This window comes from Psychrobacter sp. LFX-11D (assembly GCF_904846475.1).
In the GTDB taxonomy this organism is placed as follows: domain Bacteria; phylum Pseudomonadota; class Gammaproteobacteria; order Pseudomonadales; family Moraxellaceae; genus Psychrobacter; species Psychrobacter cryohalolentis.
On sequence record NZ_CAJHAV010000004.1, the window covers coordinates 75,932 to 101,334 of the forward strand.

General features: G+C 42.4%; 19 protein-coding genes. 14 read left to right on the plus strand and 5 right to left on the minus strand.

Translation table 11 applies throughout. The features are described from left to right. Positions 1-167 precede the first annotated feature (167 nt). Complete coding sequence (locus JMX75_RS04480) at positions 168-1,880, minus strand: sigma 54-interacting transcriptional regulator (protein ID WP_201531220.1); 1,713 nt, start codon at positions 1,878-1,880, stop codon at positions 168-170. Positions 1,881-1,923: 43 nt separating this feature from the next. Beyond that, complete coding sequence (locus JMX75_RS04485) at positions 1,924-3,312, minus strand: two-component system sensor histidine kinase NtrB (protein WP_201531221.1); 1,389 nt, start codon at positions 3,310-3,312, stop codon at positions 1,924-1,926. A 134-nt stretch (positions 3,313-3,446) separates the two neighbouring features. Here JMX75_RS04485 and rimO point away from each other — a divergent pair, with 134 nt between their 5' ends. From rimO to JMX75_RS04545, 12 genes are all read left to right on the plus strand, one after another. Next, positions 3,447-5,042, plus strand: coding sequence for a 30S ribosomal protein S12 methylthiotransferase RimO (gene rimO, locus JMX75_RS04490; RefSeq protein ID WP_201531222.1), 1,596 nt, complete (start codon positions 3,447-3,449; stop codon positions 5,040-5,042). A 183-nt stretch (positions 5,043-5,225) separates the two neighbouring features. After that, entirely contained in the window at positions 5,226-5,951 is a 726-nt protein-coding gene (gene pyrH / locus JMX75_RS04495; protein ID WP_011514039.1) for a UMP kinase, read from the plus strand. Positions 5,952-6,077: 126 nt separating this feature from the next. Next, positions 6,078-6,632 (plus strand): ribosome recycling factor, encoded by a 555-nt coding sequence (frr, locus tag JMX75_RS04500; protein ID WP_011514038.1) that lies wholly within the window; start codon positions 6,078-6,080, stop codon positions 6,630-6,632. Between the two features lie 257 nt (positions 6,633-6,889). Next, on the plus strand, positions 6,890-7,648 hold the full coding sequence (uppS, locus tag JMX75_RS04505) for a polyprenyl diphosphate synthase (protein ID WP_413786625.1): 759 nt from the start codon (positions 6,890-6,892) through the stop codon (positions 7,646-7,648). A gap of 175 nt (positions 7,649-7,823) precedes the next feature. After that, positions 7,824-8,633, plus strand: a complete 810-nt coding sequence (locus JMX75_RS04510) for a phosphatidate cytidylyltransferase (RefSeq protein ID WP_201531224.1) — start codon at positions 7,824-7,826, stop codon at positions 8,631-8,633. Positions 8,634-8,739: 106 nt separating this feature from the next. Further along, entirely contained in the window at positions 8,740-9,948 is a 1,209-nt protein-coding gene (ispC, locus tag JMX75_RS04515; RefSeq protein WP_201531225.1) for a 1-deoxy-D-xylulose-5-phosphate reductoisomerase, read from the plus strand. Positions 9,949-10,006: 58 nt separating this feature from the next. Beyond that, the gene (gene rseP / locus JMX75_RS04520; RefSeq protein ID WP_201531226.1) at positions 10,007-11,380 is read left to right on the plus strand and encodes an RIP metalloprotease RseP; all 1,374 of its coding nucleotides are present in this window, start codon (positions 10,007-10,009) and stop codon (positions 11,378-11,380) included. A gap of 263 nt (positions 11,381-11,643) precedes the next feature. Continuing rightward, positions 11,644-14,076 carry an outer membrane protein assembly factor BamA gene (gene bamA, locus JMX75_RS04525; RefSeq protein WP_201531227.1) on the plus strand — a complete coding sequence of 811 codons (2,433 nt, stop codon included), beginning with the start codon at positions 11,644-11,646 and terminating at the stop codon, positions 14,074-14,076. Between the two features lie 150 nt (positions 14,077-14,226). Further along, complete coding sequence (gene lpxD / locus JMX75_RS04530) at positions 14,227-15,243, plus strand: UDP-3-O-(3-hydroxymyristoyl)glucosamine N-acyltransferase (RefSeq protein ID WP_201531288.1); 1,017 nt, start codon at positions 14,227-14,229, stop codon at positions 15,241-15,243. 112 nt (positions 15,244-15,355) lie between these two features. Then, complete coding sequence (gene fabZ / locus JMX75_RS04535; protein WP_011280792.1) at positions 15,356-15,865, plus strand: 3-hydroxyacyl-ACP dehydratase FabZ; 510 nt, start codon at positions 15,356-15,358, stop codon at positions 15,863-15,865. A gap of 174 nt (positions 15,866-16,039) precedes the next feature. After that, entirely contained in the window at positions 16,040-16,819 is a 780-nt protein-coding gene (lpxA, locus tag JMX75_RS04540) for an acyl-ACP--UDP-N-acetylglucosamine O-acyltransferase (protein WP_011514030.1), read from the plus strand. 307 nt (positions 16,820-17,126) lie between these two features. Next, complete coding sequence (locus JMX75_RS04545) at positions 17,127-18,479, plus strand: sodium-dependent transporter (RefSeq protein ID WP_011514029.1); 1,353 nt, start codon at positions 17,127-17,129, stop codon at positions 18,477-18,479. Between the two features lie 133 nt (positions 18,480-18,612). Here JMX75_RS04545 and tgt read toward each other — a convergent pair whose 3' ends face one another. Further along, positions 18,613-19,764 (minus strand): tRNA guanosine(34) transglycosylase Tgt, encoded by a 1,152-nt coding sequence (tgt, locus tag JMX75_RS04550; RefSeq protein ID WP_020443802.1) that lies wholly within the window; start codon positions 19,762-19,764, stop codon positions 18,613-18,615. A 218-nt stretch (positions 19,765-19,982) separates the two neighbouring features. On the opposite strand from tgt, the gene JMX75_RS04555 reads away from it, so the two are divergent. Then, positions 19,983-20,645, plus strand: a complete 663-nt coding sequence (locus JMX75_RS04555) for an SOUL family heme-binding protein (RefSeq protein ID WP_201531229.1) — start codon at positions 19,983-19,985, stop codon at positions 20,643-20,645. 58 nt (positions 20,646-20,703) lie between these two features. On the opposite strand, the gene asd is transcribed toward JMX75_RS04555, so the two are convergent. Beyond that, entirely contained in the window at positions 20,704-21,837 is a 1,134-nt protein-coding gene (asd, locus tag JMX75_RS04560) for an aspartate-semialdehyde dehydrogenase (protein ID WP_133104439.1), read from the minus strand. 492 nt (positions 21,838-22,329) lie between these two features. Here asd and JMX75_RS04565 point away from each other — a divergent pair, with 492 nt between their 5' ends. Further along, positions 22,330-23,451 (plus strand): endonuclease/exonuclease/phosphatase family protein, encoded by a 1,122-nt coding sequence (locus JMX75_RS04565; protein WP_201531231.1) that lies wholly within the window; start codon positions 22,330-22,332, stop codon positions 23,449-23,451. A 489-nt stretch (positions 23,452-23,940) separates the two neighbouring features. Here the strand turns inward: JMX75_RS04565 and JMX75_RS04570 are convergent, their stop codons facing one another. Next, on the minus strand, positions 23,941-25,338 hold the full coding sequence (locus JMX75_RS04570; RefSeq protein ID WP_011514024.1) for a peptidylprolyl isomerase: 1,398 nt from the start codon (positions 25,336-25,338) through the stop codon (positions 23,941-23,943). Positions 25,339-25,403: the final 65 nt, after the last annotated feature.

The window sequence follows — 25,403 nt, forward strand, 5'->3', positions numbered from 1 at the left end:
CGGTAGTGCGTCTCAGTGGTTGGCTATTATATAGAGTTTGAATAGTTTGGCAAGCCCTATTTGCACTTATTTTTAATTATTTAGCCATTTTTTTTGCTGAATATCATAAATAATTGATATTATTGATTTTTTAATTCATATTTTTTATCACTTTATTCACACTAATATTACTCTTGATATGATGAAAGGTTCAGCTGTTGTAATTTACGTGTCAGCGTATTGCGTCCCCAGCCAAGTAAATTGGCAGCAGCTATCTTTTTGCCGCCGCTATGATGGAGCGCTGCGGTTAGCAAGACCCGTTCAAACTCAGGTGTTGCTGTCTGTAAAATATCGGTTGCGCCAGCTTGTAGTGACTGCTTCGCCCAAATAGCTAAAGCTTGTTGCCAGCTTTGGGTACCAAAAGTATCCTGACTTTGTAGATAATTATTTTCAATAGCGTCTTGTGAGGATATATGATGCTGTTGATTGTCTAGAGTAGAGGAGATGTTTTCGAGCAACTCTGGAGGCAAGTCATCGATCATAACGGTGTCGCCAGTCGCCATTACTGTCAGCCAGAGACAGACATTCTCAAGTTGACGGACATTACCGCGCCATTCAAAAGATTGCATCATTTGCATTGCTGCCGGATGTAGCTGTTTTGGTGCCGTATTCATTTGCTCAGCAGCGCGCTGCATAAAATAAGTGGTTAATGCTGGTACGTCCTCGCGGCGAGTCCGTAAGGGCGGCAATGGCAGGCGAATGACATTCAGGCGATAAAATAGATCCTCACGGAATTTGCCTTGTTTGACCAATTCTTCCAAGTTTTGATGGGTAGCGGCAATAATGCGTACATCTACTTTGACGGGCTGCTGACCACCCACGCGAAAAAACTCACCGTTTGCCAGCACTCGTAGCAGCCGCGTTTGGGTACTAAAAGGCATGTCGCCGATTTCATCTAAAAATAACGTGCCGCCATCTGCTTGCTCAAAACGACCTTGGCGTGAAGTTGTGGCGCCAGTGAATGCGCCTTTTTCATGACCAAACAATTCAGACTCAATCAAATCATGGGGAATTGCTGCCATATTTAGTGCAATAAAGGTTTTATTGTTTCGCGGTGAGTGCTGATGTAAGGCGCTAGCGACCAACTCTTTACCTGTACCTGATTCACCAGTGATTAAAACGGTAATCGGTGAGTGCGCAAGTCTACCAATGGCACGAAATACCGTTTGCATGGCTTGTGATTGACCAATGATGCCGCTTGGATTGTTATTAGTTTGGGGTTTGGGTTTTTCATGAGTTTTACTTTCAGCAGCTTTAGGGATTTTTCTAGCTGATTTGGCTGCATTTGATTTGTTCACAGGCTGTTCTTTGGTATCAGCACTTACATTCGTATTAGACTCGATTGAATGGTTTGATATGACTAGATTCGGCTGATAATTAATGGCTTTATAAATCGTTGCGACCGCATCATCTAAATCAAACGGCTTGGGTAGATATTCAAATGCACCAGTCTGATAGCTGCTAATGGCAGAAGTAAGGTCTGAATGCGCTGTCATAATGACAATCGGAAGCTTAGGAAAGTGCTTGTGTACCCAGTCACTAAAGGATAGACCATCCATCATCGGCATACGAATATCGGTCAATATCACATCAGGTAACAAGGCGATTGACTCTGACGATTTTAGAATATCATTGAGGCGTGTCCACGCTGCTTGTGCTTGGGTAAAGCTGATAACTGTCAATCCAGCGTCTTCAAAAGTATCTGCAAGCACCATACGCAGCGCCGCATCATCATCAATGAGCCATAAAGTAGCAAGCTCATTATCAGGGTTGTTATTGACCGTGACCATTGGTGTTCGCTCATTGCTTGTAAGAGATTGGGTGTCATTATACTGGGTCATGTATTTAGCCTAATAAGCAGTGAGAAGAATTGAGGTGAAGGCATTAATTTTCAGCAATTGGCTGATGAAAAGGCAAATAAAGAGTAAAACGGGTCTGACTATAATGGCTGTTTTTATTATCGACATTAGTATTTGTACTGGCGCCCTGCGATTGAGTAGAGCTGACATCAATCATACCATGATGACGGCTGATAATATCTTGCACAATGGATAAACCAAGCCCAGTTCCTAGCGCGCGACTGGTCACCATTGGGAAGAATATCTGCCCAATGATATCAGGATGAATGCCAGAACCATTATCGGTGATAGCAACTTGTAGTACTTGTTTATGTTGCTGCCCAGCAATCGTATGTTGAAAGGCAACACGTGTTTGAATATGGAGTTTGGGTTGATAGCCATCGTCAAAATCAAGATTATTAAGTGGAATATCTGATGTTAATTGACTGGATACGGCTGGCACGCTTTGCTGCAGTGTTTGTGCAAATTCCGTCATGGATTCGCAAGCGTTATTAATTAAGTTTAAGAAGACTTGAATCAACTGGTCTTTATCAGCACAGAGTTCAGGTAACGATAAATCATAGTCACGCTGTAATAAAACTTGCGGATATTGATGGATGATCAATGCCAAAACATGCTCTATTGGCTCATGAACATTGAGCATTTGCCAATGTGGTAATTGATTGGAACCAAGAAACTGCCCAATCAGCTGAGTGAGGCGATCTGTCTCTGAGATAATGATGTCGGTATAGCTGCGTAATTTGTCAGTGGTTTTCTGTAGATGGTTATCAGGGTTTAAGGTCGGGCTCGATATAAGGCTAGGGTAGTCAGTATCAGTAGTGTGAGTATTAAAAGAGCGCTCACTAAATTTGATAAATTGACGCTGCAATAATTGCGCGGCACCGCGAATACCAGCCAACGGATTTTTGATTTCATGAGCAACCGAGCGCAGCATATGACGCGCAACATTGTATTGCTGCTGTTGGCGCTGTTCTTCTGAGATGCGACTTTGGCGGTCTTTGCCCCATATCTCTATAATAAAGTAATTTTGCTGCTGATAGATAACAGGGGTCACGCTATAGTCAATCGAGAGTGATAAGTTGCCATTTAATGGGCTGTTTATCAGATGGTCATGGTCAATAAAAGGTTGTTGATACTGCTTCGCTTGAAAAAAGCGTTCAGTCAAAGAGCAGGTTTTGTCTTTTGGACTGTCAATAAGTGTGCTGCTTTTGGTTTTCAACTCTTCGGGCGCAAGCAGCATCAACACCGACTGATTAAGCAATCGTCCACTACTGATCGCCAGTAGCTGCTCAGCTTGGGCATTTAGCCAAGTAATAGACAATTCATCATTGACCCACAAGATAGCCGTGAACAAATGCTGCGATATAAAGGTTAAGTCAGGCGTTGGTTTTGTGCTTATAAAATCAGCGGTCATGAGTAATACCTAGATAAATAGAGGCTCGATATAATATTTAACCATAAATCAACACTATAGGGCGGCAAAACTGGCGATTTTTGTAAAAAAAACGTACAATGCGCACAGCCAATTTATCTCTAGCAAGGTTAGCCATGCCCAATATTTCTACCGAGTCCGTTAATACGACTATAGCCCCTTCACAGCCAGCTTCTATACCAAAAGACACTGCCACTCTCTTTAATCCTGCTAAGCCGACAGCAATGCCTGCGCAAAGCTCGACGGACAGTGTTCAACCTTACCATCATAAAGCCAATCATAATCAAAATCGTAGTGTCGAACAAAGCAGCGAGGTAGTTTCAGCAGCTTCAGCTAAAACGACAACAGCAACGACCAATGCCCCTGTCAATGCCGCACCAAAGATTGGATTTGTGTCTCTAGGTTGTCCAAAAGCCTTGGTCGATAGTGAGCGCATTATCACTGAGCTTAGCCGTGATGGTTATCAAGTTGCCAGTGACTATGAAGGTGCCGACTTAGTCGTAGTCAATACTTGTGGCTTTATCGAGTCAGCAGTACAAGAGTCGCTCGATGCCATCGGTGAAGCGATTAGTAAAAACGGTAAAGTGATTGTGACGGGTTGTCTCGGTAAAGAAGCCGATAAAATCCGTGAAATGCATCCTGCTGTATTAGCAGTAACCGGCGCACACGCTTACGATGAAGTGATTAGAGCCGTTTCGCTGCATGTGCCTAAGCCGGACCGCAGTTTGGATGCGAGTTACGATCCAAAAATAGATTTGATTAATGAGGCAGGTATCAAATTAACGCCTAGCCATTATGCTTATCTAAAAATATCAGAAGGTTGTAACCACCGTTGTACTTTTTGCATTATTCCAAGCTTACGCGGAGATTTGGTGTCGCGTCCGATTGATAGTGTGATGAATGAAGCGCTGGCGCTGAAAAATGCTGGCGTGAAAGAGCTATTGATTATCTCGCAAGATACTTCTGCTTATGGTCTAGATTTGAAATATAAGACCAGCTTTTGGAATGGTATGCCGCTGAAGTCAAAATTTTATGACTTATGCCAAGCGTTAAACGATTTGGGTATTTGGGTGCGTCTGCACTATGTTTATCCGTATCCGCATGTAGATAAAGTCGTAGAATTAATGGGCGAGAAAAAATTATTGCCTTATCTTGATATTCCATTCCAACATGCCAGCCATCGCATCCTAAAAGCAATGAAGCGTCCAGCGCACAGCGAAAACACCTTGGCGCGTATCCATGCATGGCGTGAGATTTGCCCTGATATCGTCATTCGCTCAACCTTCGTTGTTGGCTTCCCTGGTGAGACAGAAGAAGATTTCCAATGCTTGCTTGATTGGTTGGTAGAAGCCCGTCTTGATCGCGTTGGTGCCTTTACCTATTCAGAAGTTGAAGGTGCGGTTGCCAATGACTTGCCAAATCATGTGCCAGAAGATGTCAAGCAAGAACGTTACGAGCGTTTGATGACGTTACAGCAAGATATTTCAGCCCAAAAACTGCAAGAGAAAATTGGCAAAACCTTGATGGTATTGGTCGACGAAATTGATAGAGAAGAAGGTGTTGCGATTTGCCGTAGCTATGCTGACGCACCAGAGATTGACGGTCATGTCTATGTCGATGATATTGACGCTCACGTCAAAGTTGGGCAGTTCTTAACGGTTACTATCGACGATGCTAGTGAATATGATTTGTTTGCCAGTTACAAAGGCTAAGCAGTCACTGTAATAGGCGCATGAAAATTGCCCAATCGTGGGCAGTTTTTGCTACAATTAGCGCAATTTGACCTTTGTACCTGCTTATCCTTAAGTTGGGCAATGCCGTCAAGTCTCAAAGTAAACTCTATTTGTATATTACCGATAACTTTAATTATAATTCAATACTGACAAGGTGACCTCATGTCTGACAAAAACCCGCGTTATTCTCGTATCTTGCTAAAACTCTCTGGTGAAGCCTTAGCGGGTACGAAAGATATGGGTATTGATACTGAAGTGCTTGATAAGATGAGCTTATCTATCGCCCATTTGCGCGGGCTTGGTGTCCAAGTGGGTATCGTGGTCGGTGGTGGTAACTTATATCGCGGTGCCCAATTACAAAAAGAGGGTTTGGTCGGCCGCGTCACTGGCGATCAAATGGGCATGCTTGCAACCGTTATGAATGGCCTTGCAATGCGTGATGCTCTTGAGCGCCGTAATATCAAAACGCGCCTAATGTCAGCCCTGCCGATTGGTGAAGTCACTGAAAGTTATAGCAGCCGTAATGCGATTCGTTATCTTAAAAATGGCGAAGTATGTATCTTTGTCGCGGGTACGGGCAATCCATTCTTTACCACTGATACGGCTGCTTGCTTACGTGGTATTGAAATTGAAGCAGGCTTGATTCTAAAAGCGACCAAAGTAGATGGTGTTTATGATAAAGACCCAAGCCTACATAGCGATGCGGTAAAATATGATGGTCTGACCTTTGATGAGGTGTTAGAGCAAAAGCTTGGAGTTATGGATTTGACTGCCATCGCATTATGTCGTGAGCACGATGTACCATTACAAGTCTTTGATATGAATAAGCCTAATGCTTTATTAAATGTTGTGATGGGCGAGAATGAGGGCACACGCGTCTATCATTAATAACGTACCCAAAAATATGATAAAAGATAGGCAGAAGTAAGACAGCTGCTTATCTGTGAAAACACCTGAATAGTTTTTATAATAAACAATAAATGATTTGTCGGTAGCGATAAATAAGGATACCTCATGATTCAAGAAATTAAGCAAGACGGCGAAGCGCGCATGCAAAAAACCTTGGAAGCGCTTGAAAGCACCTTTAGTAAAGTTCGTACGGGTCGCGCGCATCCAGGTATGTTGACAGGTGTGATGGTCAGCTACTACGGTTCGCCTACGCCTTTAAATCAAGTAGCGAGTGTTAACGTTGAAGATTCGCGTACGCTACTGGTACAGCCATTTGACCGTACCATGGTGCAAGCGATTGACAAAGCTATTCGCGAAGCAGATTTGGGTCTTAATCCAATGACTGCTGATGTGATTCGTGTTCCTATGCCAGCATTGACAGAAGAAACTCGAAAAGATATGCAAAAATTGGCACGTGGCGAAGCAGAAAACAGCCGTGTTTCTATTCGTAATATCCGCCGTGATATGATGAATGACATCAAAGAGTTAGCCAAAGAAAAAGAGATCTCTGAAGACGACGAGCGCCGCGCCAGTGACGACATTCAAAAAATCACTGACAAATATATTGAAACAATCGATAGCCGCTTAAGCAAAAAAGAAACCGATTTGATGGCAGTATAAGTACATTTTTCTGCTGTCAAAAATGATGCGCTATCAATATTTTATATAACAAGTCGCTAAAAACAAACAGCCAATATCAAAGTGCTATTGGCTGTTTGTTGCCGTGTAGACAATTAATCTTACTCTATAGCTTGTTTATATTGTCCTTTTTTATAAGCACTTTATATGAATCTCTTTATATAAATTATGAGTTAGGGTTTTTATAAAGTATGGCGCGCGTTATGATTATTTTACCTAAACAACAAGCAAGTTAGCCTATGTCTATGTCAGAGAATTTAGCTCCAGCCCTTCTTCCACGCCATATCGCTGTTATTATGGACGGCAATAACCGCTATGGTAAAGTCCATAATTTAGGTAAAGGTCAGGGTCATATCGCTGGCAAAGATGCGCTAGACCCGATTGTTGAGTATTGCGTCAGTACGGGTATTGAGGTTTTGACCGTCTTTGCCTTTTCCAGTGAGAATTGGCAGCGCCCACCGACTGAAGTGGCATTGCTGATGCATTTGCTGAGCTTAACCATCAATGAGCAGATGCCTCGTATGGTTAAGTACCGTATTCGTTTGCGTTTTATCGGCGACCGCAGTCAGCTTAGTGATGATTTGCAATTATTGATGGCAGATGCTGAAGCAAAAACGGCTGATTTTGATGCTATGACATTGGTCATCGCCATCAGTTACGGTGGACAGTGGGATATCGCTCATGCAGCAAAGCAGCTATTACAGCAAGTGCAGGCAGGTCAGTTATCAATCGATGATATTGATAAGGAAAAACTTGGAGAGTATGTGCAATTGGCAGATGCGCCAGAAGTAGACATGCTGATACGTACTGGCGGCGAGTACCGTCTCTCCAACTTCTTATTGTGGCAGTCAGCCTATGCAGAGCTGTTCTTTACCCCAACATTGTGGCCAGATTTTAGAGTCAATGAGCTAGCAGCAATGCTAGAGGATTTTGCTCAACGTCAACGCCGCTTTGGCAAAACCAGCGAGCAAATAGTGACGGCTCAGCAAATATCTTAGAGGTCATGTTAAGAGCATTAGACGACTTTTGTCAATTTGGAGCACTTTCAATAGCGTGCGTCACTATCAATACGTTATTATAGTCAGCAGCTGGCTATGATACGTCATTATCTATAGTAAATATTTATCGCGCAATTTGACCAAATGTTCTTCATTATTATAAGGCTCAATAAGTATGTGGCAACGAATTAAGACGGCAATTGTTCTCGTTATTATCGTTGGTATTGCAATGTTTGCGAGCCAAACCCCTATATTATTTGCACCACTTTTAGGGATTGGGGTGATTATTGCCGCCCATGAATGGACTAAATTGATGCCAAAGTGGCGTCAGCCTGCGGTCTTCGTAGTATTGGTATTGCTGCTGACGTTAGTGTCACTCATGTTTAAAGTCACGTGGCTTTTTTGGTGGGCAGCTTCTCTCGTCATATGGTTAATGGCGCTGTCTTGGGTACGAGTTTTCCCAACGTCTACCAAATGGTACGGTAAGCAGTTGGCGCTAATGGGAGCAGTGATATTAACGGCTTCAATTACGGCTATGTTTTACTTATGGCAATTGTCGCCATGGTGGCTACTATATGTGTTTTTATTGGTCTGGTGTGCAGACAGTGGTGCTTACTTTGTCGGACGCAAGCTTGGGCGCCGAAAAATGGCACCGAACGTTTCACCCAATAAGAGTATGGAAGGGCTGGCGGGTGGCTTAGTCACAGGACTACTGGTCGTAGTAATTATAAGTGTCTTTAAATTACAATTGACGGGTGCAGCGCTCATCGCCTTTGTGGCATTATCGGCTCTGACGATTTTAGCTTCCGTACTGGGCGATTTGTTTGAGTCTATGCTCAAACGCCGTGCTGATGTTAAAGATTCAGGAACTATTCTACCGGGGCATGGTGGAATACTTGACCGTATTGATTCGCTGCTATCTGCTACGCCGATATTTGCGCTTGGTTTTTGGGCAATACAGCAGTTTGGTTTGATTATCGTTTGACTTGCCTAATACTATCAAAATCGCTTATGCAGTTATCTGACAGAACATAAGCTTAGCTGCTCATTTAATTTTCATCTTATTACTACCGTATCATTTATAGGCACCCATGGTTATGACCCAACGTATTGCCGTATTAGGCGCGACAGGCTCGATTGGCGACAGTACGTTAGCCATCTTGGCGGCACAACCACAGCATTACGATGTTTATGCTTTATCTGGATATCACCGTTTAGATAAGCTGCTTGCTCTTTGTGAGCAGTTTGCTCCTAAGCGTGTTAGCGTACCGACAGCTGCGGTTGATGAGTTTGCCAAGCGTCTGAGTATAGCAGGACTTGATATTGAAGTAGTCGGCGGCGAAACAGGCCTCGTGGATATCGCTACCGATTCACAAACTGATACTGTCGTTGCTGCTATTGTTGGCGCCGCAGGCTTGCCTTCTACTCTAGCTGCTGCCCGCGCAGGCAAGCGTATTTTACTGGCAAATAAAGAAGCGCTGGTGATGGCAGGGCAAGTGATGATCAATGCGGTCAAAACGCATCATGCAACTTTGCTGCCGCTTGATTCTGAACATAATGCTATCTTTCAGTGTTTACCATTTGCCATTCAGCAGGATAATACCCAAATTCACCGACCAAATCATGGCGTGCGTAAGCTATGGCTAACGGCTTCTGGTGGACCGTTCTTACAGCAGTCATTTACGCAGATGCAGCAAGCTAGTGTCGCTGAAGCGGTCAAACACCCAAACTGGTCGATGGGGCAAAAAATATCGATTGATTCTGCCACGATGATGAACAAGGGACTTGAGCTGATTGAAGCCTGTCATTTATTTGATTTGCCTGAAAATAAGATAAATGTGGTGATTCATCCACAAAGTATCATTCACTCAATGGTAGAATATAGCGATGGCAGCTTTTTGGCGCAGCTTGGCAGCCCAGATATGAAAACGCCCATTGCTCATGCGCTAAGCTACCCTGACCGTATTGACAGTGGCTCGCAGCCATTAGACTTATTTGCCTTAAGTGGTTTAGAGTTTATCGAGCCTGATTTGCAAAAATTTGCCTGCTTACGTCTGGCACGAGAGGCGATGCAAGTGGGTACGCACGCGACCATTATTCTAAATGCGGCGAATGAGATTGCAGTATCAGCATTTTTGAATAATCAAATTCGTTTGACGGATATTGCTGATATTAATGAGCAAGCATTGAATGAGATACAAGTTTCGGCATTAACTGAGACGGCCGATATTGATGAGATTTTGGCAATCGATAACCTAGCGCGTCAGCATACTGAGAAGCTGGTGGCAAGATTGATCTAGATGTATCAATCGATATCGCTTTTAGAATGATGTTAAGAGTACCTACTGAGAAAAGATCATGACGTTTCTATTAACACTCCTTGCGGCAATATTTGTCTTAGGTCCGCTTATTGCTTTGCATGAGTGGGGTCATTATATTGTAGCGCGTCTTTGCGGCGTTAGAGTACTTACGTATTCTATTGGTTTTGGTCCCAAACTCTTTGGCTGGACCAGCAAAAAAAGTGGCATTGATTATCGTATCTCGGCATTACCCCTTGGTGGATATGTCAAAATGCTTGATGAGCGTGAAGGTGAAGTGGCAAAAGATGAGCAGCATTTAGCATTTAATCGTCAGCATCCGCTTAAGAAAATAGCTATTGTGGCTGCTGGTCCTATCATGAACTTCGTTATTGCCATTGCATTGTTCTGGGTGTTATTTATGACCCCTTCAGAGCAGCTTGCCACCAAGATTGGTCAAGTATTGCCGGATACGCCTGCCGCGATAGCACAGTTGCCTGCCGGTGATAAAATCGTTGCGATTGACGGTCATGACGTACAGACGTGGGAAGGGATTAATTATCGCCTTGCTGGGCGCATGGGCGAGACAGCCAATATAAGTGTTACGTTGCAATCAGAAGCCAATAATAATGCAACCAAAACTTATCAAGCACCTGTAAAAGAATTTATGCAAGGTGCCGCGCAAGGTAAAGACGCCTTATCAAGCTTTGGTATGATACCGTGGCAACCAAATATTGCCCCGATAGTTGGTGATGTAACGCCTGATGGCCCGGCAAGTCGTCAAGGTCTCAAGGCTGGCGACCGCATCACTGCTATCAATGATGAAGCCATTAATGACTGGATTAGCGCCACTCGTATTATCCGTGACAATCCTGAGACTTTGCTTACATTTAGCGTGTTACGGAATGATAAGCCGATTGAATTGCAGATTATGCCGCAAGGTAAAAAAGACAATTTAGGTAACGATTATGGACAAATTGGTGCTATGGTGGCACAGTCTGAGATTGTCATTCCTGATGCGTACAAAACCACGGTGGTCTATGGTCCTGGCGAGTCGTTAATCAAATCGTTTGAGAAAACTGAGCAATTGGCTATTATGACTGTCAGCTCAATGGGCAAGATGCTATCAGGTATGATAGGTCTTGATAACTTATCAGGTCCGATTACCATTGCCAAAGTCGCTAAGCAAAGTTTTGATATCAGTTGGCAAATGGTATTATCTACCGCAGCCTTAATCAGTTTGAGCCTTGCGGTTTTGAATCTGTTGCCCATTCCAGTATTAGATGGCGGTCATATTGTCTATTATCTGATTGAGCTGATACGTGGCAAGCCACTCTCTGAAGGCGTGCAAATGGTAGGATTAAATATTGGTTTACTCTTGCTGGCAGGTTTCATGGTGTTAGCAATTGGTAATGATATCAGTCGGCTGTTTTGATGATATAGCATACTTCTTGCACGGTAAGATGCGATAGACTAATGGTTTTATGCTTATCCTGTATCTATTGTTAGGCTGATAAGCAATTTCTTTTATCGCCGTGCTGCTGTACTAATTTTATATTTTAGTTTATTTTATGACGCGTTTTATATAAAGTGTTCTGAGTCTGTTCCCTAAGTGTTTACGATATGACACAAAAGAGACCAGATAAGATGTGCTTTTCAACTTAACTTAAGCAAGTTTTTTATTGACGGATAGTGTTTATGCGTACGCCTTTATTTATGAGCGCGGCTGGGTTGCCGTTAGTTGTAGCAATGATGAGTATGCCGGTTCAGGCTGCAGAATTTGTGGTCACTGATATTGGCTTTAATGGTCTACAACGCCTAACACCTGATAGTTTATATCCAGTACTGCCTATTACAATAGGTGATACGGTCAATGATGCAAATCTGGCTGCCAGTATCAAAGCACTATATGCGACCGAAAACTTTGCTGACATTCAAAGCCGTATCGAAGGCGGCAATCTGCGCTTTGATGTCATTGAACGTCCGACGATTGCAGAAGTTAATTTTGATGGCAACAAACTTATTCCCAAAGAAGGGCTTGAGCAAGGCTTAAATAATGCAGGTCTTGCTGTTGGCAATGTACTTAAGCAAGCAACCCTACAAGGCGTTGCAAACGAGCTACAACAGCAATATATCAGCCAAGGTTATTACAATAGTAATATTGAAGTCGATCAGACGCTGCTTGATGGCAACCGCGTCAAACTTGATGTGCGCTTTATCGAAGGCAAGCCGGCCAAAGTAGTTGATATCAATATCATTGGTAACAAGCACTTTAGTGATAAAGAAATTAAAGAAGTCTTTGCAGTAAAAGAGTCCTCGTGGACGCGTCTATTATCTAAATCTGATCGTTATGCGAAAGAGAAGCTCGCGGCAAGTTTAGAAAATTTAAAAGCCCTGTACCTAAATGATGGTTATGTACGCTTTTCGGTAGACAATGCGGTGCTCAATATCAGTGAAGATAAGAGCAGTGTATTTATCGAAGTCAGTCTTAGCGAAGGCGAGCAATATCAGTTTGGCGAAATTAATTTCTTAGGTAAGCCAACTTTTGAAACCAGTGAATTAAAAGAGCTGGTCACTTTTGGTGCTAAAGAAAAGTACTCACAAGCCAAGCTTGATGCCACCACTGCCGCTCTTAAGAGTCGTTATGGTAATGAGGGTTATTATTTAGCGCAAATCAGACCAGTACCCCGTATCAATGATGAGACTAAAGTCGTCGATATCGATTATTATATTGATCCTGCACGTCCTATTTATGTGCGCCGTATCAATTTTACTGGTAACTTAAAAACCCAAGATGAAGTACTGCGCCGTGAAATGCGTCAGTTGGAAGGGTCATTGGCTTCTAGTGATAAGATTCAGCTGTCACGTACGCGTTTGATGCGCACAGGTTTTTTTAAAAATGTTAACGTTGATGTGAAGCCAGTTCCTAATCAACCAGACCAAGTCGATGTAAACTATGCGGTTGAAGAGCAGCCATCTGGTAGCTCAACCATTGCTGCTGGTTATTCACAAAGTGGCGGTGTTACCTTCCAGTTAGATCTTACCCAAAACAACTTTATGGGTACTGGTGACCGTGTTAAAGCTTCTTTATCACGCTCAGAGACGCGTGATTCTTATAGCTTAGGTTATACCGATCCGTACTTCACAGAAAATGGTGTATCACAAGGTATCAGCGCTTATTACCGTGAAACCAAATACGATGATCGAAACGTTAGTAACTATGTTACCGACGCTTATGGTGCAACGTTAAACTATAGCTATCCGGTTGATGAAACCAAACGTGTGAGTGCGGGCTTAAATGTTGATAACACCACAGTACGTGGCGGTAGCCGTCTAGGTGTATCAAGCGTTCAGCAGATTATAGATGACGGTGGTACGTTCGAGAAATTCAATAATGATCAAGATGAATTCTCTGGTCGTACGGGCTTTAAAAACGAATATCAAAGCTACAACTTACTATTCGGTTGGGATTACAGCACTTTAGATCGTCCCGTATTTCCGAATAAAGGCATGAGCCATACAGTCGATGCGACTATTGGCTTAGGTGATGCCAGTTATCAGAAACTGGTTTATCGTGGTAACATTTATCAACCTATCTATAAAGATTGGGTTGCTCGCGGTTATACCAAACTTGGTTATGGTAATAATTTACCGTTTTATGAAAATTTCTATGCTGGCGGTTATGGTTCAGTACGTGGTTATGAAGCATCAACGCTTGGACCTAAATCACAAAGCTACAATGATGCGATAGATGATGATGTTCGTTTTAAAGACGAAGAAGTTGGTGGTAATGCGCTAGTCAGCTTTGGTACTGAATTGATTTTACCAATGCCATTTAAAGGCGATTGGGCGGATCAAGTACGTCCAGTACTATTTGCTGAAGGTGGTCAGGTATTTGATACCACTGACAAAGAAAATCGCACCTTTATTGATCCAGATACGACAAATCCAAATAGGGATACTGGTGTACCTCTCTTAACACAAGACAATAAATTGCGTTTTAGTGCCGGTTTAGGCGTCACTTGGTATACGCCAATTGGTCCGATTTCTTTGAGCTATGCTGTACCTATCGGTGACAAAGAAGGCGATGAGACTGAAAAAGTCCAGTTCCAAATTGGTAACACTTTCTAAGCGCTTGCTAATTGCCTGTTACTAGGTAAAGGGTTTGATTCTTGTTATTCATCCCTTTAGGTAGTTGAAGCGTTCGTTAGATTTAGCCGGTCGTCAAGATGATATCTCAACTTGACGACCCTCTTATTCCTGCCAATACTAATACTGATTATGATATCGATTGAGCAACTCATCTCCCAGATTGAGCAGCGTCAGCCTGTTCTTAACAAGGCTAAGCTTAGCGCTGAGCAGCGCCGTCTATCCTTAGAGGGTATTGGTAATTTAACGATGGCCAATCGCCAGCAGTTGAGCTTTTTGGCCAATCCTCACTATCTTTCTAGTCTAGCTAATACTGGTGCTGGGGCAGTACTTATCACTGAAGAGCATCACAAAGAAGTGCCAAGTGATACGGTAGCTTTAATTGTTGCGGTCCCTTATTTGGCTTATGCTAGCGTGAGTCAACTTTTCGCTCGCAAACATTCATTTAGCGGTATTCATCCGACAGCCGTCATCGCCGACAGTGCCGTTATTGGCAATAAAGTGATTATCGGCGCTTTTTGTGTCATCGGTGAGCAAGTGCAGATTGGTGATCGCAGCGTGCTTGAGGCTCATGTAGTCATCGAGGATAATACTACCATTGGTACAGATGGTGTTATCAAATCACAAGTGGTAATAGGACATGACTGTATTATTGGTAGTCATGTTAGGTTGCACGCTGGGGTGACGATAGGCTCGGAAGGCTTTGGCTTTGCACCCACTGCCAATCCTAGTGTCACAGGTTGGGAGCGTATTGCACAGTTAGGGCGTGTGCTAATAGGTGATCATGTACGCATTGGCAGTCAAACCTGTATAGATCGCGGTGCCATCGATGATACGGTGATTGGAAATCATGTTATTATTGATAACCTCGTACAAGTAGCACACAACGTCCGTATCGGTGATGGTACGGCTATCGCTGCTCATACAGGTATCGCAGGTAGTACTACAATTGGCAAACGCTGCATTATTGGCGGGGCGGTCGGTATTACCGGACATATTGATATCACAGATGATGTTACCTTATCGGGTATGACTATGGTCACTAAGTCAATCACCACTGCCGGATCGTATTCTTCTGGCACGGCTGCTATGCCAACTGCTAACTGGCGCCGTGCGGCTGTCCGTTTTCGCCAGCTTGGTCGTGATTAGCGTTTAAAGGTTCATAGTTAAAGAAAATTAATACTTAGATTATTTATAATATTAAAACTCAGCAAAGCTTTACTCTCAAGCAAGACTTTAAATACAGCAAGGAAGCGTTACTATGAGCACTAGCAATATTGATAACCCAACGGCAGAAGACATTAAAAGCTTGGCTGAACAAGGGTTAACATTGCCATTAACTTACCATACGTTAAAGCATTATTTGCCACATCGTTACCCATTTTTATTGGTGGATAAGATAGTTGCTTGTACACCAGGCGAATGTATCACGGGCATAAAAAATGTCACCATTAATGAAGAGTTTTTTAATGGGCATTTCCCTGATGAGCCTATCATGCCAGGCGTATTGATGGTTGAGTGCATGGCTCAGGTATCAGGTGTTCTGGGTTTTATTAGTGCAGGACTGACGGCAGAAGATGGCTATTTATACTTGTTCGCAGGGGTTGATAAAGTGCGCTTTAAGCGCCGTGTTATCCCTGGTGATCAGCTGATTATCCGCTCTAAAATTGTGATGCAAAAGCAGGGTATTTATAAGTTTGATTGTACTGTACATGTCGAAGATGAGCTTGCGGTTAGTGCGCAGATTATGATTGCGCGTCAAGAGCAATAAACCGCATTAGTCACTTTGAATAATGCATGAAACATTTAAACCATGATGTGAATGCTTATTTATTAGCATCATCTTATTTTTTAACAAAGGCAGCTTTAGGCTAGTTAATTTCACTAAGCTGTCTGTATTTGTTTTACTAATTTAATTGCATTCGATGATACAAAGGCCTCTATTATGAGTCAGATCCATCCCACAGCACTCATCTCACCGTCTGCTACGATTGATAAAACCGCAACCATTGGCCCTTACTGTATTGTCGGTGATGAGGTTACGATTGGTGCACATACTGTATTGCATCGCCACGTGGTCGTCACTAGATTGACTCGTATCGGTGAATACAATCAGTTTTATCAATTTTCAAGCATTGGCGAAGACCCGCAAGACCTCAAATACGCAGGTGAGCGTACTTGGCTTGAGATTGGCGATCATAATACCATTCGAGAAGCCTGTAGCTTGCACCGTGGTACTGAGCAAGATGGTGGGTTGACAAAAATTGGCAACCATAACTTGCTCATGGTTAACACTCATGTGGCTCATGATTGCTTGATTGGCGACCATAATGTATTGGCTAATAATGTGGGCGTCGCAGGTCATGTTACCATTGGCAATCATATTATTGTCGGTGGTAACTCAGGCATTCATCAGTTTTGTACAATTGACGATTATAGTTTGGTTGGTGGTGCAACGTTGGTCTTAAAAGATGTAGCGGCGTTTACCATGGTTTCAGGTAATCCTGCTAAGGCACATGGTCTTAATATTGAGGGTATGCGCCGTAAAGGCTGGTCTAAAGATAGCATCGACGTGCTGCGCCAAGCTTATCGTGTGGTATTCAGATCTGGTTTAACGACAGTGCAAGCACTTGAAGTATTGAAACAAGATCTGCTGCCAAAAGAGTCAAAAATCGAATTTTTGATCGATTCGCTACAGAAAAGTCGCCGCGGAGTCGTGCGCTAAATTCTGTTTTAATACATCGGTAGCTCATTTTAAATAGTTTTTACCATCGAAACTAAATGTTATAAATAGTAATCATAAATATAAAAAGCCATAACTATTAGTTATGGCTTTTTATATTTATGATTACTTGACTTTTTTAGTTGCTTAGCAGAAACTGAGCCTCTACAACAATGTAAACAATTATTTCTTAATGTTGCTGGATGCATCACATTGATGCATAGAGTAAATAGTCAAATATTATGGACAGCTATTTATAATAATCAAGGATGATTATAAGCAATATTAATTGAAGCATGAGGAAGGAAAAATGGCTAGTAATAAACAAGATCATGCGCAGTGGAGCTCAAGTTTTGGCTTCGTACTTGCAGCAGTAGGCTCGGCAGTCGGCTTAGGGAATATCTGGAAATTCCCTTATATGGTAGGTGAGAGCGGTGGTTCAGCTTTTGTTATTGCCTATTTGTTCTGTATTGCTTTGGTTGGTTTTCCTGTATTGGTCGCTGAGTGGCTCATTGGTCGCCGTGGTCAAAAGAATCCTATTAATACCTTTAAAGATGTTGCTGTTAGTGAAGGTAAGTCAAGTAGCTGGGGTATTGTCGGCGCAACTGGTATCTTAGGTGGTTTTTTAATTCTCTCTTTTTATAGTGTCATCGGTGGCTGGGCGCTGAACTATATCACTAAAGTTGGCACGGGCAGTTTTGCCGGTCAAAACAGTGACTCTGTCGCTGCAACCTTTGATGGAATGCTAGCATCAGCAGGTACGCTAACGATTTGGCATACGGTATTTATGATCATTACCGCACTTATCGTCGGTATTGGTGTGACGCGCGGTATTGAAAACGCTGCTAAAATCATGATGCCATTACTGGGTGTGATTTTATTTATCATTGTTGGTTATAACGTGATAAATGGTGGTTTTGGTGAAGCGGTTAATTACTTGTTTGCACCTGATTTGAGCAAGTTGACCGTTGATGTAATGCTAGCGGCATTGGGTCATGCTTTCTTTACCCTATCTATTGGTATGGGCATCATGGTGGCTTATGGTTCATACTTAGGTCGTGAAGTGAACTTACTAAAAACAGCTCGTACGGTTGTTATTTTAGATACAGTTATTGCCTTAGCAGCTGGTTTGGCCATTTTCCCAATTATCTTTAGCAATGGTCTTGATCCTGCATCAGGTCCTGGTTTAATTTTTGTCAGTCTACCGATTGCTTTTGGTAGCATGGCTGGTGGTACGATTATCGGTACTTTGTTCTTCTTATTGATTACCTTTGCTGCTGTGACATCGTCGATATCACTGCTAGAGCCAAGTGTTGAGTTCTTAGAAGAACGCACATCGATGAACCGTACGATGTCTACTATTGCTGCAAGTACTGTGATTTGGCTATTGGGTATCGCTGCGCTATTGTCCTTTAACTTATGGAGCGACTTTACTATCATGGGTAATGGCATCTTTGATGCACTAGACAAACTTACCAGTAAGTTCTTATTACCGCTAACCGGTCTTGCAGGCATTATCTTCTTTGCTTGGAGAATGGACCAACGTAGCATTCAGCAAGAGCTTAATTTATCAAACGGTACTTGGCAGATTTGGCAAATCGTTACTAAATTTGTAGCGCCAATCGCAGTCATTGTGGTATTTGTGGCTGCATTGGTAGGCTAATCATTTATTCTTGATATGTATCCTGTTGATAGTTAGATTGTCAAAATTTAGTGAACAAAAAAGGCTTAAGATGAATCTTAAGCCTTTTTTTGTATTTTATATATGAGTAGCTAATGTCAAATTACCATTACTATTAACGCAAATTCAGCTCTGGCACCGTCTGTCCGCGTTTGCTATAAAATTCATTCACGAACTCATCAAATTTATCTTGTTCGATGGCATCTCTGATATTTTGCATCAAACGTTGATAGTAACGCAAGTTATGAATCGTCGCTAACTGCGCGCCAAGCATCTCTTTACATTTATTCAAATGCGATAAATAAGCACGACTAAAATTCTGGCAAGTATAGCAATCGCATTCAGGGTCTAATGGACCTTCATCGGTGCGGTATTGGCTATTGCGTATACGTACCACACCCGCATTGTCGGCGTCGCCTGTGACAAAATAATGACCATTACGCGCATTCCGGGTTGGCATGACACAATCGAACATATCGACACCGCGGCGTACTCCTTCTACGAGATCTTCAGGCTTACCGACACCCATCAGATAGCGCGGCTTATCGGCAGGCATGTCATCTGCGATATAATCTAGGACGTCTATCATCTCTTCTTTTGGCTCGCCAACAGACAAACCGCCAATGGCATAGCCATCAAAGCCAATTTCAAGCAAGCCTTCTAGTGATTGCTTGCGTAAATCAGCGTACATACTGCCTTGAATGATGCCAAATAACGCATTGGTACTGCCAAGCTTTTTATGCTCATCAACGCAGCGTTGTCCCCAACGTAGTGACAACTCTAAAGACTTTTTAGCTTCATCGTGAGTGGCAGGATAGGGCGTACACTCATCAAACTGCATCACGATATCTGAATTCAAGCTATATTGAATCTGCATCGATTTTTCTGGTGATAAAAAGACTTTAGCACCATCGATAGGTGATTTAAAAGTCACACCTTCTTCAGTGATCTTACGCATCGCGCCAAGACTGAATACCTGAAATCCGCCAGAGTCAGTCAAAATAGGCTTATCCCAATGCATGAATTTATGTAAGCCACCGAATTTATCAATAATGTCGGTACCAGGGCGTAACCATAAATGAAAAGTATTGCCCAAGATGATATCTGCGCCAATTGCTTCAATATCACGTGGTAGCATGCCTTTAACGGTACCGTAAGTACCTACTGGCATAAAGGCTGGCGTTTGTACGTCGCCATGATTGAGGTGGACTGTACCACGGCGTGCGCGAGTAACGCCACTGGCTGTTTTATGTAAGACAAATTGCATAAGATAACCGCTATGTAAGCTATGAAAATGGTGCTAATTATAGCATTGTTAGGCTTTTTTTGGTTATTGATGTTTATTTAGCTTAGATTTCACGGGGTGTTTTTAGTCGACTATAACTAAAAGCTACAGACATCTTTATCAAGTCATTGCTAAAGTAGAAAACAGACCAAAACCCAAATATTAATACCTTATATGCTTTTGGACAATGGAGATAAGTCATGACCAAAAGAAATTACTTAAAGAGCAGCTTATTGTTAAGTAGCTTATTATCGATATCAGGAGCAGCTATGGCTACCGAAGAGCCGAAATATACTGTCTTGTCGCAAACTGAAAATTTTGAATTGCGTCGTTATGATGAGCAATTGGTAGCGCAAACTTGGGTTTCTGGTGATCAAAATATGGCCAGTCGTGCAGGGTTTAAGGTGTTAGCAGATTATATATTTGGTAACAATACTGCGCCAAGTGGCGAGAGTAGCAAAATCAGCATGACTGCCCCTGTGACGATGCAATCTGAAAATAAAAATACCAGTGATGAGTCACAAAAAATAGCCATGACAGCGCCAGTGAGTATGCAACAAAACGATGGAAAGTGGCGTGTGCAATTTATTATGCCAAGCCAATACACGCTGCAAACGCTACCAAAACCAAATAATTCAAATATTGAAATTGTGAAAGTACCCGCTAAGACTTACGGTGTTATTAAGTTTTCAGGGCTTGCTGGCAGTGAAAAGGTGGCTGCGAAAACGGCAGAATTACAGTTTTGGATGCAGGCGCAAAAATTAAAGATGACAGGTGAACCCGAATTAGCACGTTACAATCCACCATGGACACTGCCATTTATGCGCCGCAATGAAGTCATGATTGCTTATCAGCAAAAATAACTCATAAAAAAAGACAGCAATTGCTGTCTTTTTTATATCCAAATTCAGAATATTAGCTTTAGCTATTTTGCTCGCGAATGATGTTCAGCATACGGCGTAATGGCTCAGCCGCGCCCCATAATAGTTGGTCACCCACGGTGAATGCGCCTAAATACTCAGGACCCATATTAAGCTTACGCAGGCGACCTAATGCGACAGTCAAAGTGCCCGTCACTGCAACAGGCGTTAAACGGTTCATAGTGGCTTCTTTATTGTCTTCAACCACATCTAACCATTCATTACCGCTATTCTTCAGTGCCGCTTCGATCTCTTCTAATGGAATGTCTTTTTTGAGCTTAATTGTTAAGCCTTGTGCATGACAGCGCATCGCACCAACGCGAACACACATACCATCGATAGCAATCTTATCTGCTTCAGAGTTGCCAAGGATCTTATTGGTTTCAACACCACCTTTCCATTCTTCACGAGATTGCTTGTTCTCTAACTGTGAGTCGATATAAGGAATCAAGCTACCGGCTAATGGCACGCCAAAGTATTGTTTAGGAAAATCGTCTGAGCGTTGAGTCTGAGCGATTTTTTTATCAATCTCAAGAATGGCGCTAGCAGGATTGGCAAGCTCATCTTTAACAGCATCACGTAATACACCCATGCCTTCAATAAGCTCACGCATATTATTAGCACCAGAACCACTAGCGGCTTGATAAGTCATGGCGCTGACCCATTCGACCCAGCCTTTATTAAACAGCTCACCGATTGCCATTAGCATGAGTGATACGGTACAGTTACCACCGATAAAATCTTTTTTGCCTTCAGCGAGTGCATTATCGATAACAACTCGATTAACTGGATCAAGAATGATGATGCTGTCCTCTTCCATGCGTAAGGTGCTTGCCGCATCAATCCAATAACCAGACCAACCACTATCCCGCAGTGGTTGATGTACTTTTGAGGTATAGTCGCCACCTTGGCAGGTAATAATCACATCACAAGCGGTAAGGGCGTCAATATCATGAGCATCTTGTAGTTGGCTGGTCTTAATACCATCAAAACTTGGCGCATCACCGCCTGCATTACTGGTTGAAAAGAATACTGGCGTAATACCGTCAAAATCTTTTTCTTCCATCATACGTTGTAACAATACTGACCCGACCATACCGCGCCAGCCTACCAAACCTACTGTTAAATCACTCATCAAACTCAATCCTTTTTTACAATAAATTGTTGCATCGCCAACCAATAACAATGCCGTGAATAGCTCCAAAAAGCAAGGTTTTTTGATAGGTTTCGCGGGTTTTACTAGCACTATTAACTATGATAGTTATAACTTTGAGTTATGGTCATTCTTCTAGCTCTGCTAATGAATGAGAAATGATATTCATCATGAGTGAAATATCGACTTTGATAACAGAGTAAGCACAGACGTAAGCCTGATCTTTGTAATGTTTTATAGTATCTATTAGGTAAGTAGTGTTCAATAGTAGGCGCAGGTTGTCTGGAATGCTAAAGTAAGCCCTTATATATAATGCTTATCTTAAGCACTTTTCGTTTTTATGTTTTTTATTTAAATATTTTTATATGCATTTTATTAAGAGAATTTATCGTTTAGCTATTATAGACGCTAAGCCATAATAATAACGAACATAATCAATGGTATAACTGTTGATTTGATAAATGGTCGATACACATGATGGATTTCTCCTTTCTATATTACGGTGCGCAAGGACTGGCAGGGCTCGTCGCATTTATCACTATTTGGGGATGGCTACCACTTGATAATTGGTGGGTACGCGGTGTGGATTTCCCTCGTATTCAAATCATGATACTTGGTATCATTGCTTGGCTTGGTATGGTGATATTTGGACCTCAGTGGCAGCTAGAACAATGGCTGTTGTTTGCGGCTTTGAGTATTACGTTAGCCTTTCAACTCAGAATGGTATTGCCCTATACTCTGCTATGGAAGAAAGAAGTAAAAAATGCCAAAGATAAGCCGGATGTTGAGGAATATCAGTTAAAAATCATGGTTTCAAATGTGTTGACCACCAATGATGATACTTATAAATTGGTTGAGTTGGTACAACAGAAACAACCTGATATCTTAATTACTTTAGAAAGTGATGAAAAATGGGAAAAAGCGCTTAATCAAGTTGAGTCTGATTACCCTTATACAGTAAAAGTGCCTTTAGATAATTTATATGGTATGCATCTTTATTCTAAGCTTGAGCTGATAGACCCTGAGATTAAATATTTAATCATTGATGATATACCTTCTATTCACACTCAGATACAGTTGCAAGGTGGGCGCGTCATTTGGCTTTATTGCTTGCATCCTATGCCCCCCAGTCCAACAGAAGCTGATAAATCTACGACCCGTGATGCTGAGCTATTGATGGTTGGTAAGCATATTAAAGACAATAAGCAAACGGCCATATTGGCAGGTGATCTTAATGACGTTGCTTGGTCACAGACCACACGGCGTTTTCAACGTATTTCAGGGCTACTAGATCCCCGTATTGGGCGACATTTTATCAATACTTTTCATGTTAACTATCCGTTTTTACGTTGGGCATTGGATCATCTTTTCCATAGTGCTTGCTTCACAGTGATTGATATTGAACGTTTACCTTCGATTGGCTCTGACCACTTTCCTGTGATGACAACGTTGCAATATGAGCCAGAAGAGGAGAGTAATCAAAAAGGAAATGCTCCTACAGCACAAGCAGCCGACTTTAAAGAGGCGGAAAATAAGATCGAAGCAGGCAAAAAAGAAGGTTGCAAGGTGTCTAAAGAGCATGAAGAATCGGAATAGAAGTGAGATTCAGAAGAATCCTAGTAAGCAAAGGATACCTACTAGCTAAACAATTCAGACGTAAGCAAATGCTTACGTTAAATAAGGTCTTTAGCCTCTAGTCGCTGCACATCAATTGTCTTAGAATACATCCATCAACACAAGGATACGCAAGGATGTAGTGTTGAGACAGTATCAATAATAGGACAGGACAGCCCACTGTCTCATGGATTACTGTTTATGACTTAGGATGAGTCAACACGGAAGAGATAACAATAATAATATGAAAAACCATAGCCCCGAACCAATCGCCCTAGGTTCGGGGCTTTTCTTTGTGCTTAAGTTATTGATTTATATATTTTTACTCATCGTTTTTATGCTTGAGTATTTATGTATCTACAATTATTTTCAATTAAATAACAAATCAAAAGGCACAAAAAAAGGATATACGCACTGGCATATACCCTTTTTTATAAAATACTTTGACTGGTTATTTAGTTCACTTGATCATTAACCAAGCACTTGGATATAAGCGCCAGCACGTAGCTCTTGTAGCCAGTCTTCTTTGGCTTGTGGTGCTAGGCGTTGATATAGAGCTTGACGTGCCATAGTGCGACGATACTCATCGCTGACATCTTGTTGACGCTTACCTTCAACTTTAAGTATGTGCCAACCAAATTGCGTTTTAAACGGGGCAGAATAGTCACCGACAGCTGTGTTTTTCATCATTGCTTCAAACGGCGCAATCATTTGATCTTCACCAACCCAATCTAAATCGCCGCCGCGCCCTGCTGAACCAGGATCGTCTGAATACGTTGATGCTAGACTATCAAAGGCAGCACCATTACGTAGCTGACTATATAGGTCGTTAATTTTTTGCTCAGCAAGAGCATCTGTTTGTAGCTCATCAACTTTAACCAAGATATGACGAGTATTCCACTGAGGAACAAGCATGGTATCATTGGCTTTTTTATTGGCAAGCTTAATAATATCGATACCTTCAGGGGTGACTAAAGGCGCACTCACAGCGCCAACCTCAAGTTTGGTAATCTCGCTCGATAGCTCAGTTGGGAGGGCAGCGGCTTTATGAAAGCCCATATCACCACCTTGTAATGGGATAGGGTAGCTGCCTTGACTGGCTGCAATCGCTTCAGCGACATTGACATTTGGCACAAGAAGGCGTGTACGTAACTTTTGTGCCACTTTTAAAGCGTCATTACGCTGTGCCTCTGATAGGCGACTATAGTCATCCATATATGGAACACGGACATGGACTGTCTGATACTCACTTTGGTTCAAGCGTTTGGCTTCAGGTGATGCCAAAAATGCATCGATGTCCTGCTCGCTAATACGCACACGATTGGTGATTTGACGCTGTTGTAAGGCTTGAATAGCGGCATCTTCAATCAACTGCGCGCGCAAAGTCGCATAGCTGCCCGATTGCGCTGAGTCTAAACGCTGTTGTAAAGCGGCGATGCTATTTAAACCTTCTGCTTTTGCTATTTGTTCTAAGCGCTTATTGATAGACGCTTCATCGGGATTTAAACCAACACGTTTGATCAAGGACAGCTGTAGTTCGCGCAAAATAAGGGCGTTTAATACTTCTGACTGTAACTGTGCTGAATTGGCAATAGGTTCACCCGCAGCTTTTGCACGTGCCTGTGTCTGAGCAATGGCAGCAATGAGATCACTTTTTAAAATCGCATTTTCATTCACCAATGCAATGATGCCATCTGTACTATTGGCAGGCGTTAAACGAGCCACGTTGTTTTTTTGAGTCGTCGTCGCTTGCGCTTTTGCAGAGTTCACCGTTGCTGCTTGGGCACTAACGCTCATACCAAGAGCAGTCATTAAGCCCATCGATAGGAATACTGCTTGGCTTGTCTGGCGTAAAGAAAAAAATCTCATGATGCTCCTCATCAATGTCATTGCATCGGATGGTAATCGGTTAAATCCACTAGCCACTGCTTTAG

What these genes read in the sequence shown, in the direction of transcription:
- JMX75_RS04565 (WP_201531231.1), top strand. Translation starts at nt 22,330, where the DNA reads ATGATGGATTTCTCCTTTCTATATTACGGTGCGCAAGGACTGGCAGGG.
- rseP (WP_201531226.1), top strand. Translation starts at nt 10,007, where the DNA reads ATGACGTTTCTATTAACACTCCTTGCGGCAATATTTGTCTTAGGTCCG.
- JMX75_RS04510 (WP_201531224.1), top strand. Translation starts at nt 7,824, where the DNA reads ATGTGGCAACGAATTAAGACGGCAATTGTTCTCGTTATTATCGTTGGT.
- JMX75_RS04545 (WP_011514029.1), top strand. Translation starts at nt 17,127, where the DNA reads ATGGCTAGTAATAAACAAGATCATGCGCAGTGGAGCTCAAGTTTTGGC.
- JMX75_RS04485 (WP_201531221.1), bottom strand. Translation starts at nt 3,312, where the DNA reads ATGACCGCTGATTTTATAAGCACAAAACCAACGCCTGACTTAACCTTT.
- tgt (WP_020443802.1), bottom strand. Translation starts at nt 19,764, where the DNA reads ATGCAATTTGTCTTACATAAAACAGCCAGTGGCGTTACTCGCGCACGC.
- bamA (WP_201531227.1), top strand. Translation starts at nt 11,644, where the DNA reads ATGCGTACGCCTTTATTTATGAGCGCGGCTGGGTTGCCGTTAGTTGTA.
- pyrH (WP_011514039.1), top strand. Translation starts at nt 5,226, where the DNA reads ATGTCTGACAAAAACCCGCGTTATTCTCGTATCTTGCTAAAACTCTCT.
- lpxA (WP_011514030.1), top strand. Translation starts at nt 16,040, where the DNA reads ATGAGTCAGATCCATCCCACAGCACTCATCTCACCGTCTGCTACGATT.
- fabZ (WP_011280792.1), top strand. Translation starts at nt 15,356, where the DNA reads ATGAGCACTAGCAATATTGATAACCCAACGGCAGAAGACATTAAAAGC.
- asd (WP_133104439.1), bottom strand. Translation starts at nt 21,837, where the DNA reads ATGAGTGATTTAACAGTAGGTTTGGTAGGCTGGCGCGGTATGGTCGGG.
- JMX75_RS04570 (WP_011514024.1), bottom strand. Translation starts at nt 25,338, where the DNA reads ATGAGATTTTTTTCTTTACGCCAGACAAGCCAAGCAGTATTCCTATCG.
- frr (WP_011514038.1), top strand. Translation starts at nt 6,078, where the DNA reads ATGATTCAAGAAATTAAGCAAGACGGCGAAGCGCGCATGCAAAAAACC.
- JMX75_RS04555 (WP_201531229.1), top strand. Translation starts at nt 19,983, where the DNA reads ATGACCAAAAGAAATTACTTAAAGAGCAGCTTATTGTTAAGTAGCTTA.
- uppS (WP_413786625.1), top strand. Translation starts at nt 6,890, where the DNA reads ATGTCTATGTCAGAGAATTTAGCTCCAGCCCTTCTTCCACGCCATATC.
- JMX75_RS04480 (WP_201531220.1), bottom strand. Translation starts at nt 1,880, where the DNA reads ATGACCCAGTATAATGACACCCAATCTCTTACAAGCAATGAGCGAACA.
- rimO (WP_201531222.1), top strand. Translation starts at nt 3,447, where the DNA reads ATGCCCAATATTTCTACCGAGTCCGTTAATACGACTATAGCCCCTTCA.
- lpxD (WP_201531288.1), top strand. Translation starts at nt 14,227, where the DNA reads ATGATATCGATTGAGCAACTCATCTCCCAGATTGAGCAGCGTCAGCCT.
- ispC (WP_201531225.1), top strand. Translation starts at nt 8,740, where the DNA reads ATGGTTATGACCCAACGTATTGCCGTATTAGGCGCGACAGGCTCGATT.